Annotated in this window: 12 protein-coding genes and 4 pseudogenes; 4 read left to right on the forward strand and 12 right to left on the reverse strand. The window is 70.9% G+C overall.

The annotated features are described in order from the left end of the window. Nucleotides 1-128 (reverse strand): annotated as a pseudogene (locus ACWDX7_RS27375) (IS481 family transposase); the annotation flags it as partial. Between the two features lie 164 nt (nt 129-292). Here ACWDX7_RS27375 and ACWDX7_RS27380 point away from each other — a divergent pair. Beyond that, a pseudogene (locus ACWDX7_RS27380) lies at nt 293-1,136 on the forward strand (IS5 family transposase). Between the two features lie 2 nt (nt 1,137-1,138). Here ACWDX7_RS27380 and ACWDX7_RS27385 read toward each other — a convergent pair. From ACWDX7_RS27385 to ACWDX7_RS27405, 5 genes are all read right to left on the reverse strand, one after another. After that, nucleotides 1,139-1,756 (reverse strand): hypothetical protein, encoded by a 618-nt coding sequence (locus tag ACWDX7_RS27385; RefSeq protein ID WP_451492010.1) that lies wholly within the window; start codon nt 1,754-1,756, stop codon nt 1,139-1,141. A 74-nt stretch (nt 1,757-1,830) separates the two neighbouring features. After that, on the reverse strand, nt 1,831-2,553 hold the full coding sequence (locus ACWDX7_RS27390; RefSeq protein WP_451492011.1) for a cation transporter: 723 nt from the start codon (nt 2,551-2,553) through the stop codon (nt 1,831-1,833). Between the two features lie 2 nt (nt 2,554-2,555). Then, nucleotides 2,556-2,891, reverse strand: coding sequence for an ArsR/SmtB family transcription factor (locus tag ACWDX7_RS27395; protein WP_451492012.1), 336 nt, complete (start codon nt 2,889-2,891; stop codon nt 2,556-2,558). Nucleotides 2,892-2,968: 77 nt separating this feature from the next. Continuing rightward, nucleotides 2,969-3,994, reverse strand: coding sequence for an MFS transporter (locus ACWDX7_RS27400; RefSeq protein WP_451492013.1), 1,026 nt, complete (start codon nt 3,992-3,994; stop codon nt 2,969-2,971). A gap of 104 nt (nt 3,995-4,098) precedes the next feature. Beyond that, nucleotides 4,099-5,004 carry a hypothetical protein gene (locus tag ACWDX7_RS27405; protein WP_451492014.1) on the reverse strand — a complete coding sequence of 302 codons (906 nt, stop codon included), beginning with the start codon at nt 5,002-5,004 and terminating at the stop codon, nt 4,099-4,101. 226 nt (nt 5,005-5,230) lie between these two features. On the opposite strand from ACWDX7_RS27405, the pseudogene ACWDX7_RS27410 reads away from it, so the two are divergent. Beyond that, nucleotides 5,231-5,428 (forward strand): annotated as a pseudogene (locus ACWDX7_RS27410) (hypothetical protein); the annotation flags it as partial. A 59-nt stretch (nt 5,429-5,487) separates the two neighbouring features. Here the strand turns inward: ACWDX7_RS27410 and ACWDX7_RS27415 are convergent. The 5 genes and pseudogenes from ACWDX7_RS27415 to ACWDX7_RS27435 form a co-directional block, all read right to left on the reverse strand. Next, a pseudogene (locus tag ACWDX7_RS27415) lies at nt 5,488-6,339 on the reverse strand (peptide-N4-asparagine amidase); the annotation flags it as partial. Nucleotides 6,340-6,483: 144 nt separating this feature from the next. Continuing rightward, entirely contained in the window at nt 6,484-6,750 is a 267-nt protein-coding gene (locus ACWDX7_RS27420; protein ID WP_451492015.1) for a GlsB/YeaQ/YmgE family stress response membrane protein, read from the reverse strand. Nucleotides 6,751-6,876: 126 nt separating this feature from the next. Continuing rightward, on the reverse strand, nt 6,877-7,194 hold the full coding sequence (locus ACWDX7_RS27425; RefSeq protein WP_451492016.1) for a hypothetical protein: 318 nt from the start codon (nt 7,192-7,194) through the stop codon (nt 6,877-6,879). Between the two features lie 5 nt (nt 7,195-7,199). Further along, nucleotides 7,200-8,177 (reverse strand): hypothetical protein, encoded by a 978-nt coding sequence (locus tag ACWDX7_RS27430; protein WP_451492017.1) that lies wholly within the window; start codon nt 8,175-8,177, stop codon nt 7,200-7,202. After that, nucleotides 8,174-9,220 (reverse strand): phosphatase PAP2 family protein, encoded by a 1,047-nt coding sequence (locus ACWDX7_RS27435; protein ID WP_451492018.1) that lies wholly within the window; start codon nt 9,218-9,220, stop codon nt 8,174-8,176. The genes ACWDX7_RS27430 and ACWDX7_RS27435 overlap by 4 nt, the downstream gene beginning before the upstream one ends. Nucleotides 9,221-9,404: 184 nt before the next feature. Between ACWDX7_RS27435 and ACWDX7_RS27440 the strand changes: the two genes are divergently transcribed. Both ACWDX7_RS27440 and ACWDX7_RS27445 read left to right on the forward strand, forming a co-directional pair. Continuing rightward, a complete protein-coding gene (locus ACWDX7_RS27440; RefSeq protein WP_451492019.1) occupies nt 9,405-10,013 on the forward strand; it encodes a TetR/AcrR family transcriptional regulator in 609 nt (202 codons plus the stop codon). Between the two features lie 281 nt (nt 10,014-10,294). Next, a complete protein-coding gene (locus tag ACWDX7_RS27445; protein WP_451492020.1) occupies nt 10,295-11,872 on the forward strand; it encodes an alpha/beta hydrolase in 1,578 nt (525 codons plus the stop codon). Between the two features lie 60 nt (nt 11,873-11,932). On the opposite strand, the gene ACWDX7_RS27450 is transcribed toward ACWDX7_RS27445, so the two are convergent. Continuing rightward, nucleotides 11,933-12,487, reverse strand: a complete 555-nt coding sequence (locus tag ACWDX7_RS27450; RefSeq protein WP_451492021.1) for a TerD family protein — start codon at nt 12,485-12,487, stop codon at nt 11,933-11,935. Between the last annotated feature and the right edge of the window lie 408 nt (nt 12,488-12,895).

Raw genomic sequence — 12,895 nt, forward strand, 5'->3', positions numbered from 1 at the left:
CGCTGGGCGGTCGTCGGTGAGACCTGGAAGCGCTCGGCGGCCCGGCGGTAGGTCCAGCCGTCCTGGACCACGCAGCGGGCCAGCCGCAGCCGTCCGGTCTCGGCCAGGGGTGCATTACGGTGGGGCATGAGGGCCTTCTGTCGCTCGGTGGAGATGTCGCAATCCACACCGAACCCGGAAGGCCCTCACCCGTTCAAGACGCCTCAGCCGAGACCTCCATCACCCGTCCACAACCTCCCGGGGCAATACAGCTAGGGCGTTTCCTTCGGATCATCCGATCGTTGGTTGATGTGTGCCGTTGACTGATGCCCAGTGGGCGAGGATCGAGCCGTGGCTGCCGGACCGGACACCGAAGCGGGGAGGGCGGTGGCGTGATCACCGGCACGTAATCGACGCGATCGCGTTCAAGTACCGCACCGGCACCCCGTGGATGGACTTGCCCGAGCACTTCGGCTCGTGGAAGGGCGCCCACAACCAGCTGCGGAAGTGGGCGGCCGACGGCACCTGGGAGAAGGTCTTCACCGCCCTGCTCGCCCAGGCCGACGCGGAAGGCGACCTCGACTGGGTCGTGGCGGTTGACTCCACGATCGTCCGGGCCCACCAGCACGCCGCCGGGGCCCGTCAAAAGGGGGCCCGGCCGGCGAGCCGGACCATCATGCTCTCGGACGATCCCGCGGCGGCTTAACCACGAAGATCCACCGTGCCGCGGACAGCCGCTGTCGCCCGCTCGCTTTCACCGTCACGCCCGGCCAGGCCGGTGACGCACCAGTGTTTGAGCAGGTAATGGCCCGCTTACGAGTGCCTCGTGCTCTCGGTCGACCCCGTACAACCCGCGCGTGGTCCTGGCGGACAAGGCGTACTCGTCTCGCGCAATTCGTGGGTACCTGCGACGACGTGGCATCAGAGCGGTGATTCCTCAGCCTGCGGACCAGGTCGCGAATCGCATGCGACGTGGCAAGGCTGGAGGTCGGCCTCCCGCGTTTGATCGCGACGCCTATAAGCAGCACAACACCGTAGAGCGATGCATCAATCGCCTCAAGCAGTGGCGCGGGCTCGCCACCCGATACGACAAGACCGCCACAATCTATCTCGCCGCGCTCCACATCGCCGGGATCTTCATCTGGGCCGCGGGGTGACGTCAGTCGTCGAACCAGACGACCAGCCTGACGTCGTCGTCGCCGTGCAGTTCGGCGAGGGTGCGCATGACGGTCCAGACGGGGCCCCACTCATCGTCGGGCACGGCGTCGCGGCGCCTGAGGCGCTCAACACGGAACATCTGGTCTTCATCGATCCACTCGGAGCCCTCCGGGAAGTGCTCGCTGGGCCGGACCGCGATGTGAGCCGGCTGGCCGCAGAGGTCGACGAATTGCTGAGGAGCGGAGTAGTGCCGCTGGAGGAACTGCCAGTCGCCTTGCGGATCGCGGTAGTACTCGCGGATGTAGGCATCCGGCTCGGCGGACTCCTCATCCCAGTCGACCTGCTTGATCTCTGCCCAGCTGACCCAGCTCGCGCTTCGCCCGGCCGTCGTCTCATGACCGTCACGGACACGGTTCGACGCGTTAGCAGGCAATCCACGAACAGGAGCCACCGGCACGAACTGCTCGTTGTCGCAGACGCCGAACAGAGAGCCAAAGGCGTCGTAGTTCCTCGGCACCTTCAGGTGGTCCAAGTCGATGGCGGCGTGCCAGAACGAGTCCGCCTCATGGTCTCGATAGTCACGGTGGCACTCGATGAAGCCCCAGATGTCCTTACCCATGCCGTGATGATGCCGGGCTAGCGTCCACCAGACCAGGCATTACTCTCCCCCGGGCTTGATCCAGAAGACACTCCCTAGTTGCAGCAGCGGCATCCGGGCGGGCAGTTGCCGTACGCGTCGGCCTTGGGGCCTGCGGAGGGGACCGCGGCGGTGGGCGGCGCGCAGCAGCCCTTGCCCTGCCAGGCGTCGCGGCCTTCCTTGACGGCGATGACGGCAATGGCGAGGGCGGCGACGGGGTCGGCCCAGGACCAGCCGAGAGTGGCGTTGAGGAGCAGGCCCACCAGCAGCACGGCGGACAGGTACGTGCACAGCAGGGTCTGCTTGGAGTCGGCGACCGCGGAGGCGGAGCCGAGTTCGCGTCCGGCTCGGCGCTGTGCGGCGGACAGGAACGGCATGACCGCCAGGGACAGGGCGGCCAGCGCGATGCCGGGGATGGAGGCGTGGGCTTCTCCGGTGCCGGTGAGCGCGCGGGCGGCATCGACGGTGACGTAGGCGGCGAGGGCGAAGAAGGAGACCGCGATAATCCGCAGGGTCCGCTGTTCGCGGGCTTCGCGTACGGCGTGATCGGAAGCGGAGAACTGCCAGGCGACCGCGGTGGCGGAGGAGACTTCGATGATCGAGTCGAGTCCGAAGCCGATCAGGGCGGTGGAGGAGGCGAGGGTGCCGGCGGTGATGGCGACGATCGCCTCGATGATGTTGTAGGTGATCGTCGCCGCGACCAGGAGGCGTATCCGGTGGGTGAGCGCGTCCCGGCGGGTCGGGGAGGGTCCGAGGGATATCGGTATCTCTGCGGCCATGGTCAGCAGCAGCCCTTCTCGTCGGTGTCCGGGCAGGTGCGGTCGGTCTCGACGGCCACCACGGCGGTGCGCAGGTCGTCCAGCGCGTGGCCGAGGCGTTCGTCGGCGAGCTCGTAGCGGGTGCGACGGCCGTCGGGCCTGGTGACGACCAGGCCGCAGTCCCGCAGGCACGCCAGGTGGTTCGACAGCCGGGTCCGGGAGACGCCGAGCGTGTCGGCGAGGTCGGCCGGGTAGGCGGGGGCGTCGCGCAGGGCGAGCAGGATGCGGCAGCGGATCGGGTCGGCGAGCGCGCGGCCGAACCGGGCCAGCACCTCGATGTCAGAGGCAACAGTCAGCACCCCACGACAGTACATCACATCCTGAATTCAGGAAACCGTGGATTGTTGTTCCGGGGGTGGGTGCTGCCGAAAGTAGGTCAGGTGGGTTGGGTGGCCTCGACGGCAGGGGAAGTGAGGATGCGTCGGGTGCGCAGGAGCCAGTAGGCGGCGGCCATGGTGGCTGCAAAGGTCAGGGTTCCGGCGGTGAGTGCGGTGGTGGTCATGGCGTGGGTGAAGGAGTCCCGGACTGCGGACAGGACATAGGGGGCGGCGGGTGTGGCTGTTCGGTTGAGGGGGTTGTGGCTGGCGGGTGCGGTGTGGGTGAGGGTGTGCTGGAGGGCGGGCGGGAGGTGGTGTGGTGCCAGGCCGGCGGACAGGTGGGTGGTGTAGACGGTGGTGAGGATGGATCCTTGTACGGCGATGCCGAGGGTGGAGCCGACCTGGCGGGTGGCATCGTTGATGGCGGAGCCGAGGCCCGCTTTATCGGCTGGGATGGTGGCCATGACGGTCTCGGTGCCGGCTGTGGCGATCAGACCTGCGCCGAATCCGGCGATGAGTTGGAAGAGGGCCAGGCGGGGGTAGCCGGAGCCGGTCTCGGTGGTGGCGAGGACCCCGAACGCGGCAGTGACCAAGGCCATTCCCGACACGATGGAGACGCTCGCTCCTCCCCGGGCGAGGAGCGGAAGGGCGGTCACTGCCCCCACAGCCAGAGCGGCTGCCAGCGGCAGGGTGCGGATGCCGGCTTGTTGGGGGGTGTAGCCCAGGATGCCTTGCAGGTAGAGCGTGAGGACGAATAGGGCGCCGAGCAATGCGAAGGCCATCAGTGACAGGGCGAGTGCGCTGCCGCTGATGCGCATGTCGCGCAGGAAGTGCAGGGGCAGCATTGGCTGTGGGCAGCGGGCCTGCCACAACAGGAAGCAACTGTTCAGTACGGCGGCAGCGGCGAAGGCGGCGAGGACGGGAGGGCTGGTCCAACCAAGGCTGGGCCCTTCGATGATGGCCCAGACGAGGGCGAGCAGTCCGGCAGCGGCCAGCAGCGTTCCGGGGAGGTCGATGGGGCCCGGAGCGGCGGCGCGGGATTCGGGGACCAGGCACCGTGGCGTCGGGGGAGGCGGGACCGGCACTGCGTCCGGCGGTACGGGCCGCTGGGAGTCACCCGCTCGGCGACGTCCCGGGCGAAGCCGCCCCGCGTCTGCGAGAACCGGGCACCAACCTGCCCCTGGCTGCCTCAGAAGGGGGCCCGTGGCGCGAAGTAGTCCATCCCCTGATCGAGCAGTCTGAAGAGATCGAAGCTGGTCTTACGTAGGGCTGGCGGTGCATCGTCGCTGGGGAAGTAGTGCCAGAACCTGCTCGTTGAGACCTTGCCGCGATCTGCATTCAGGCGGAACTTGTCGATGGCGGTAAAGACGGCACCGATCCTCGAGGTCTGGCGCACCGCGTGGTGCAACATCTCGGGATACTCCTCCTCCAGCCGCCCCCCGACCCAGGCCGTGGGGATCCGGAGGAAGACCCACCCGATCTCTCCCCTGGGCAGCTGGGTTGCCGCCTTCTTGAGGATCTGGCGGACGGCGGTTTCGGAGAATGCCGCGTCATCGTCCTTGTTCTTCACCTCCACGGGCACGCGGGCCCGCTCGCCGGGAAACTCGACAAGGACGTCAAAGTCTTCCCCTTTTACGCCTTTTGCCTTGTTTCGTGTCACGGTGGCGGGCAAGTGCATGAGGGCCGATAACACGTCCCCTTCGTACAACGCGGAGGCGATGTCGTTGGTGCGGGTGTGGTCGAGGAAGTCCTGGAACCAGGGGAAGCTCTGAAATTCGTAGACCCGTCGGGCCAGCTCGCGCCTGCGGTGGGCGGGGAGGAGCCATCGCGGATCGTCCGGGCCACGCGTGTCGGCCTGCGCGAACCTCTTCGCCACCCACTCGGGGCCGAAGAATGTCTCCAGCACGTCCTCCGCCAGGATGTCGGTCACCATCCCAGGGTGGCCCTCAGTAAAGGGATCCGCCAGCATGGCCTGCACGCGTTCGGACACGGCCTGGTCGTAGACCGCCCACTGGGCATCCGCGTTGGTGTCACCCGGGTGCAGCTGAGGCCAGCGTGACGTCACGAAGTCGTTGAAGGTGGGGGTCAGCGTCATGCGGCGTCCCCGTCCGCCAAAGTCTCCACCCTGCCCCCTGTCTCTTCCAGTCAGGCAGGAACGTAGTGGTAGTCCAACTACCTTGGCAATCAGCCCATGATCACGTGCCGGGAGTCCTTCGCCCTGGTGCCGCGACCGGCCAAGTGGCAACACGCGGGCACCGTCTGCAGAAGGCGCCTTCACCCGCCGCGCCGACGAGCACCTCCTCGACGGCCGCGTCACCGCGACCATCGCCTGCGCCAAGGACCTTCCCGGACCCCACGACCGGGCCCCCGGCATGGCCATCGGCGCCGTCCTCCCTCGCGAGGACGCCCGCGACGTCCTGGTCCTGCCCGCCGGCCAGCCAGCCGCCCATGACCCTCGCCGAACTGCCGCCCGGAACCCGGGTCGGGACCAGCGCACCCCGCCGCGCCGCCCTCCTCAAAGCCCTGTACCCGAAGCTCACCGCTGTGGCGTCCGGGGGAATGCCGACTCCCGGCTCGCCGCCCAGCCTCCGGTCCAGACGGTGGGGAAGGGCGCGGCGAGACCGGCGAGCCGGCCGTCGACTGAGATGCGGACCTCGCGGTACGGGCCGTCGGCCGCCTTGCAGGAGTACGGGGCCGCGTCCGGCGTGGTCATGTACCAGTACTCCTCGCAGCCGCCGCCCGAGCCCGTGGCGTACACCTCGGCGAGGAGCCGCTCGGTGTTGCGCGGGGTGGTGACGGCCGGGGAGGTGAGCGGAAGGACGCGGTCCGGGGTCGCGGCGGGTCCGGTGGCACCCTCGGCGGCATAGAAGGTGAGGGTGACCTTGACGTCGATGACCCCGGTGTAGGTGTCGTTGACGACGTTGCCGATGAGCATCTCGACGGGCTGCGGACGGGCCAGCGAGTCGCGGTAGCGGGTCACGTCCTTCTCGACGGACCAAGTGATGCCGTCCGGCGAGGGCTGGGGGGTGGAGGTGCGGAAGATCTCGACGCCGCCGAGGGAGAGGTGGCCGAGGCGGTCGTACTGGCGGCCCTTGACCTTGCCGTCGAGGCGCAGCACGACCTTGGCCCAGCCGTCGGAGCCGCAGCCGGTCGGTGGCCGGTAACTCCCCCGGTAGGGCGTGAAGTCGCGGAACTGCGCCTCGGCGAGGGTGATCCGGCAGGACCGGGTCGCGGGCCGGGCCACGGGCGGGGCCGCGGTGAGGGGGTCGTGCCAGTCGGTGCCGAATTCGGCGGGCGGAGCCGGTCCGTCCCCCGTGGCGTGGGCCGCCGCCGGGGCGGCGGTCGCGGGTCCCGCGGCGCCGGCCAGGGTCGCGGCGGCGAGGGTCAGTGCGCCGATCAGGCGCGCGAACCTGTGTCGTCCGGGTCTCATGGGCCCGCAGTCAAAGCCGTCCGGGCCGGGCGCCGCCAGGGCCGCTGGTCCGGGCTTGGCCTGATCGCGCCCCTGCCCGGGTGCGTGCCCCGGCGTCGGGCGGGAGGTCACCGCCTGAGGGGCGCCGTACGGCTTGGCCGGTGCTCAGTCGCGCGAATTGCCGAACAGGATCCGGTAGCCGATCAGCAGCACCAGTGAGCCCGCGATGGCGGAGCCCCAGGTGGCCATGTCGAAGAACTCGGTCCGGATCGGCCGGTCCAGGAACTTCGCCGAGAGCCAGCCGCCGATGAAGGCCCCGGCCACGCCGATGAGGGTGGTACCGATCAGGCCGCCGGGATCACGGCCGGGCAGCACCACCTTGGCGATGCCTCCGGCCAGCAGTCCCAGGATGATCCAGCCGATGATCCCCATGCCCCGTCACTCCGTTTCGTTCGCGCAGACGTTCTCCACCGAGGACGCAGCCGGGGCCGGTCCGGTTCTGGGCGGGGGGTCGGCGACGGCCGGTGGGGCACGTTTCGTCGGCCGGTCAGCGGCCGGTCAGCGGTGACCGGGCCGCAGCAGCGCGACCGCGCCGATGGTCGCGGCTGCGCCCGCCGCCATGAGTCCGCCCCGGGAGCGCCAGGAGAGCACCGAGAAGGCCGACCGGGCGGAGAGCAGCGAGCCGGCGCTCAGGCAGGAGGCCGCCGAGCCGAGGGAGAGCGCGGAGCCGATCGAGGCCGCCGACAGCATGCTGCCGATGGAGCCGATGGACAGCGCCGAGCCCACGGAACCGATGGACAGCACGGAACCGACGGAGCCGATCGACAGCACGGAGTCCTTGGACCACAGGGAAAGATACGATCCGTCAGCAGCCATGCCGCTCATGCTGTCACATGGCCGACCGGCACGGCGGAAGCCATCGGTCCCACCGAACCGACCGAACCCACCGAACCGACCGAACCCACCGAACCGACGGACCCGACCGAACCCACGGACCCGACCGAACCCACGGCGGCCGCAGCGGCAGCGGACGGAGTCGAAGGCCCCGGCGCCCGCGTCAGCAGCAGTACCCCGCGCGCCGCCGCGACGGCTCCCGCCACGGCCAGCAGCACACCCGCCACACCGCCTTGGAGCCGTTCGCCGAGCAGGATCATGCCGATGGCGGCCGCCGCCAGTGGGTTGGCGAGGTTGACCACGGCCAGCGGGGCGCCGAGCCCGCCCCGGTACGCCCGCTGCGACAGGAGCATCCCGCCGACCGCGAAGACCAGGACGAGCACGGCCACCGCGAACACCCGGACGCTGAGCAGGGCTCCGCCCCGTCCGCCCGCCACGGCCACGGTCTGGGTCAGGGCGGAGGCGGCGGCGGAGGCCACTCCGGAAGCCGTCGCGTGCCGCAGCCCCGAGCGCGGGTCCTTGGCGGCGGTCAGCAGCAGGATCACGGCGGCCGTGGCACCGGAGACGGTGAACGCCTCGGCCAGGGTGAGGGTGTCGTCCGGCGTCGGACCGGAGGCCGGGAGCAGCAGCAGCCCGAGCCCGGCGACGGTGGCCAGGGTGCCCCGCCACTCGGTGGCCGCGACCCGGCGCCCGGCGCCGCGTGCTCCGAGCGGTACGGCGGCCACGAGGGTGAGCGCGCCGAGCGGCTGGACCAGCGTGAGCGGCCCGTACCTGAGGGCCGCGGCGTGCAGCAGCGCGGCGGCCCCGTTCAGCCCGGCCGACCACCACCAGGTGCCGGAGCCCAGCAGGGCCTTGGCGCCGCGGGCGGCGGCGGCGTGGGCCAGCCGCTCCTGGGCGACGGCCGCCGCCGCGTAGGCGACGGCCGAGGCGAGGCACAGGAGGACCGCGAGGGCGGTGGCGTTCATCGCCCGGCCCCTACGGCCGCCGGTACGGGGCCCGGGTGCGGCTTTCGGCGTCCATCGGCGGCGTCACCCGTAACGGCGGCCGCATGGGCGCCGCCTCCGGTATCGGCACGGGTATCGGCGCCGGCGGCCGTGGCCGTACCCGTAGCGATGGGCAGGGACGTGGCCGAGGCCGTGGCTGCGGCACCCGGTCGCGGGATCACCAGTAGCGCCGCCCCCAGCAGGACGGCGGCGACGACCGCGTCGAGCCAGTAGTGGTTCGCCGTGCCGACGATCACGAGCAGGGTCAGCAGCGGGTGCAGCAGCCACAGCGCCCCCCATCGGCGGGGAACGATCCCGGACGGGGTCCGGGATCCGGTGGCGGCCATCATGCCGAGCGCGAGCATCAGGGCCCAGCCGAAGTGCAGTGAGGGCATCGCGGCGAACTGGTTGGCCAGGGTGTCGGCGGCCGGCGCGGCGCGGTAGACGGTCGGGCCGTAGACCTGGCCGGTGTCGATCAGGTGCGCGGCGCCCAGCAGCCGCGGAGGCGCGAGGGGGAAGGCGAGGTGCAGGGCGAGGGCGGCTCCGGTGACCACGGCGAGGACCCGGCGCGCCCACAGGTAGTGGTCGGGGCGCCGGACGTAGAGCCAGATCAGGAAGAGTGCGGTGGCGGGAAAGTGGACGGCCGCGTAGTAGGTGTTCGCGGTGTGGACGAGGGTGTCCCCGTGCAGCAGCAGCCGCTGTACCGAGCCCTCGCCGGGCAGGCGCACGGTGCGCTCGGTGTCCCACACCCGGGCGGCGTTGCGGAAGGCCTCGTCCGTGCGGCCCGTCGAGAGCATCCGGCCCGCCTTGTAGACGGTGAACAGGGCCGCGACGAGCAGCAGCTCGCGTATGAGGCGGCGGCGCGCGGCCCCGCGCCCGGCTGCCGCGGCCGCTGCCGCTGCCGCTGCCGGTACCGCTGTCCGTGCCGTGGCGGTGGGCGTGGGCGCCGGACCGGCTTCCCGTCCGGGTATCCGTCCGTCTGCCGGTCCGGCTGCCCGTCCGGCAGGTGTGGTCTGGGAGGTCATCCCCCGGCCTCTCTTCCTGTACGCGCAGAGCGGCAGCGGCTGGTCGGAGCCGCGCACACATCGACACGCCAGTGTATCGATACATTCTCGTATCGATACGCGGGTGTACCGATACGCTCGCGTTCCCGTACACTCGGGTTCACGGAAGCCCCCGCCGAGGAGCCATCGAGGAGAGCCGCACCCCATGACGTCGACGCCGAACACCGCGCGCCGCTCCAAGATCACCCCGGAGCGGGAGCAGGAGTTCTTCGACGCGGTCCTGGAGCAGTTGCGGGAGCACGGCTACGAGGCCCTGACCATGGAGGGTGTCGCCGCCCGGGCCAGTTGCGGCAAGTCCACGCTCTACCGGCAGTGGAAGACGAAGCCGCAGCTCGTCGCCGCCGCCCTGCGGGCGGGCCGGCGGGGTACGCTCGTCGCGGTGGACACCGGCACACTGGCGGGCGACCTGCGCGAGGCGGCCCGGATCGCGGCCGGCACGTCGGGGCGGGACACCCGGCTGACGCAGGCCCTCGGACACGCCGTGCTCAGTGACGAGGAGCTGCAGGCGGCCCTGCGCGAGGCTCTGGTCGAGCCGGAGCTGGCGGCCTTCGACGCGATGGTGCGCCGGGCAGTGGCACGGGGTGAGATCGCCGCGGACCATCCGGCCGTGGAGTTCCTGCCGGCGCAGTTGATGGGCGTGCTCCGGATCCGGCCCGTTCTGGAGGGGCGGTACGCCGACGCCGATTACCTGGTCCGGTTCGTCGACGTGTCCCTGCTCCCGGCACTCGGCCTGGCACCGCCACAGGCCCTCTGAACCGGCGGGCCGCCGTCCCCGATGACCGGACGGCTGCCTGCCCGCGCTGCCTCGTGGGGACGGCGGCAGCGCGCCACCCGCACCGGGTGGCGGCCTCTCCTTGAGGAGCGGCCGCCACCCGGTCCCGGTGGACCCGCGAGCCCTCTCTCACGGAGGTGCGGATTGGAACGGGTACCGGGTCCGGAATGCCTCCCTCCGCCCCTGTACGGTTCCGTCGGGTCTTCGCCAGCCACGCCGCCGCGAGGCCTTGACGTTCCCGCCGCAGCACCAGGAGCACCCATATGTCCCCTTTCATACGGCCGGCCCGTTCCGCGGCAGTCGCCGCCGCGGCACTCCTGACGGCCGCCGCCCTCACCGGATGCGGTAGCGGCGAGAAGAAGGACGGCTCCGAGAAGGGCAAGAACCCCGCCGGCTCCGCCTCCGCGAGTCCCGCTCCGGTCGCCCTGCCCGCCGCCCTCACCGCCCAGCAGCTCACTTGGCGGGCCTGCCCCGCCCCCTCGGTGGCCCAGGGCGGCGGCGAAGCCCCCGGCGCCGGCTGGGAATGCGCCGCCATGAAGGCTCCGCTCGACTACGGCAAGCCGACCGGCGAGACCATCGACCTCGCCCTGATCCGCAAGAAGGCAACCGACCAGGGCAAGCGCATCGGATCCCTGGTCTACAACTTCGGCGGCCCCGGCGCCTCGGGCGTGAAGACCCTCCCCGAGCTCGCCGCGAAGGACTACAAGAAGCTGAACTCCGCGTACGACCTGGTCAGCTTCGATCCGCGCGGCGTGGGCGCCAGCGCCGGTGTCACGTGCGTCGACGACAAGACCATGGACGAGCTGAACGCCTCGGACGACGCGACGGCCAGTTGGAAGCGGTTCGCGGCCGGCTGCCAGCAGAACTCCGCGAAGATCCTTCCGCACGTGGGCACCGCCAACGCCGCCCGCGACCTGGACCTGATGCGCCAGGTGCTCGGCGATCAGAAGCTCAACTACTTCGGCATCTCCTACGGCACCGAGCTGGGCGGGGTCTACGCCCACCTCTTCCCGAAGAACGTCGGCCGTACCGTCTTCGACGCCGTGGTCGACCCCACCCAGGACACCGTCCAGCAGCGCCTCGGCCAGCTCAAGGGCTTCCAGCTCGCCCTGGAGCACGCCATGCGGTTCTGTGTGAAGGAGTACGCCGCCAACTGTCCGACCGGGCCCGATGCGGCGAGCGGCGTCAAGCGCATCAACGCCATGCTGGAGAAGCTGGAGAAGAAGCCCGCCACGACGGACAGCGGCCGCCAGCTCACCGCCGGGCAGGCACGCAGCGGGATGATCGCCACGCTCTACAGCGAGGAGAGCTGGGACCACCTGGTGCAGGGGATCGGCGAAGTGCAGCTGAAGGGCACGGGCAATATCCTCCTCGCGTACGCCGACGCCATGAACGGCCGTGACGAGAAGGGCCGTTACGACAACTCCACCGGCGCCCAGGGAGCCATCAGCTGCGCTGACGACAGCACCCGGATCACCGCCGAGCAGGCAGCCGCCCTGCTTCCCGAATACCGCAAGGCCTCGCCCGTCTTCGGGGACCTCGACGCCGAGGATCTGACCACCGGCTGCCACGACTGGCCGGTGAAGGGTGAGCGGGCCACGCCCGAGGTGAGCGCCCCGGGCGCCGCGCCGATCGTCGTCATCGGCAACACGGGTGACCCGGCCACGCCGGTCGAGGGCGCCCGCCGGATGGCGGACGCCCTCGGCAAGGGCGTGGGCATCGGCCTCACGGTCAAGGGCGAGGGCCACGGGACCTACGGGGTCAACAGCTGCGCGACCAAGGCCGTCGACGAGTTCCTGATCGACGGGAAGGTCCCGGCGGACGGCGCCACCTGCTCGTAACCCCGTCCGGCCATCCATCCGTACGCCTTCGGGCGCCGTCCGGTCCGACCGCCCTCGCGGTCAGGACCGGACGGCGCCCATGGTCCGGGCGAACTCCTCCGGGCCGACGTCGTAGCCGTGCAGCTCCGCCTTCAGCGTCCAGCCGCCCGACCCGTCGCGGAGGAACTCGGCGACCGTGGCGGCGGTGGCGGCCGGGATGGATTCGAAGCCGGTCTGGGCCAGGTCCGTATGGCCCTCGCGGATCCGGACTCCCGTGCCCTCGATGTCGGCGAAGGTCCTCGTACCGTTTGCGCCCGCTCCGGCGCCCGCGGCGGAGTCCTGGATGACGACCCCCACCACGACGCGTCGCAACTCCGCTGCCATGCGGTCGAGTTCGAGCGTCATCACCTCGTCGAAGCCGAAGCCCTGCCCGGTGTGGCTGTCCCGGTTGAGGGTGATGGTGCCGTCGGGCGACCGGCTGCCGAAGTGGACGAGGTAGGCCGGCTGCCCGTAGAGGTCCGCCGTGCCGTATACCGCGACGACGATGTCGAGGTCGTGCGCGGGCGTGCCGGCGCGACTGGGGTCCCACCGCAGCGCGACCTCCACCTTGCCCAGGCCCTTGCGTACACCACTCACCGAACTCCCCCTCCGTACACCGGGCATCACCTTGGCCATCGTCCCATGTCCGCGCCCCGAGCGGGCCGAAGCACCATACGTTCCCGGCCAGTCCGGCGCCCTGTCACCCGTCGCCTCCCGGTACGGACCTGCCCGGCCGCGCTGCCCCCTGGAGCGGCTCCACGTGCCCGGGCGCCGGCTCCGCCCAGGGGATGTGGCCACCGCCCCGCCGATCCGTCCCCGGGCCCGGTCCGCTTCTGTCCCGCCACAGCCCCGGTCCACCGCAGAATCAGCGGCTGAACCGGATCGTTATCCTCAAGTTTTGCTCAGATCTAGTGACGCTGCACCCGTCACCTTCCTAGCTTCCTCGTACACGTGTCGAGTAGCGCGCGGTCCCGCGTCCGGTGATGCCTGATCCAGCCACCGCTG

It is taken from the genome of Streptomyces sp. NPDC003034, from assembly GCF_053591375.1.

Excerpts from the sequence above, each read along its gene's own strand:
- ACWDX7_RS27385 (WP_451492010.1), bottom strand. The coding sequence starts at position 1,756 with ATGGGTAAGGACATCTGGGGCTTCATCGAGTGCCACCGTGACTATCGA.
- ACWDX7_RS27390 (WP_451492011.1), bottom strand. The coding sequence starts at position 2,553 with ATGGCCGCAGAGATACCGATATCCCTCGGACCCTCCCCGACCCGCCGG.
- ACWDX7_RS27405 (WP_451492014.1), bottom strand. The coding sequence starts at position 5,004 with ATGACGCTGACCCCCACCTTCAACGACTTCGTGACGTCACGCTGGCCT.
- ACWDX7_RS27420 (WP_451492015.1), bottom strand. The coding sequence starts at position 6,750 with ATGGGGATCATCGGCTGGATCATCCTGGGACTGCTGGCCGGAGGCATC.
- ACWDX7_RS27425 (WP_451492016.1), bottom strand. The coding sequence starts at position 7,194 with ATGGCTGCTGACGGATCGTATCTTTCCCTGTGGTCCAAGGACTCCGTG.
- ACWDX7_RS27430 (WP_451492017.1), bottom strand. The coding sequence starts at position 8,177 with ATGAACGCCACCGCCCTCGCGGTCCTCCTGTGCCTCGCCTCGGCCGTC.
- ACWDX7_RS27435 (WP_451492018.1), bottom strand. The coding sequence starts at position 9,220 with ATGACCTCCCAGACCACACCTGCCGGACGGGCAGCCGGACCGGCAGAC.
- ACWDX7_RS27440 (WP_451492019.1), top strand. The coding sequence starts at position 9,405 with ATGACGTCGACGCCGAACACCGCGCGCCGCTCCAAGATCACCCCGGAG.
- ACWDX7_RS27445 (WP_451492020.1), top strand. The coding sequence starts at position 10,295 with ATGTCCCCTTTCATACGGCCGGCCCGTTCCGCGGCAGTCGCCGCCGCG.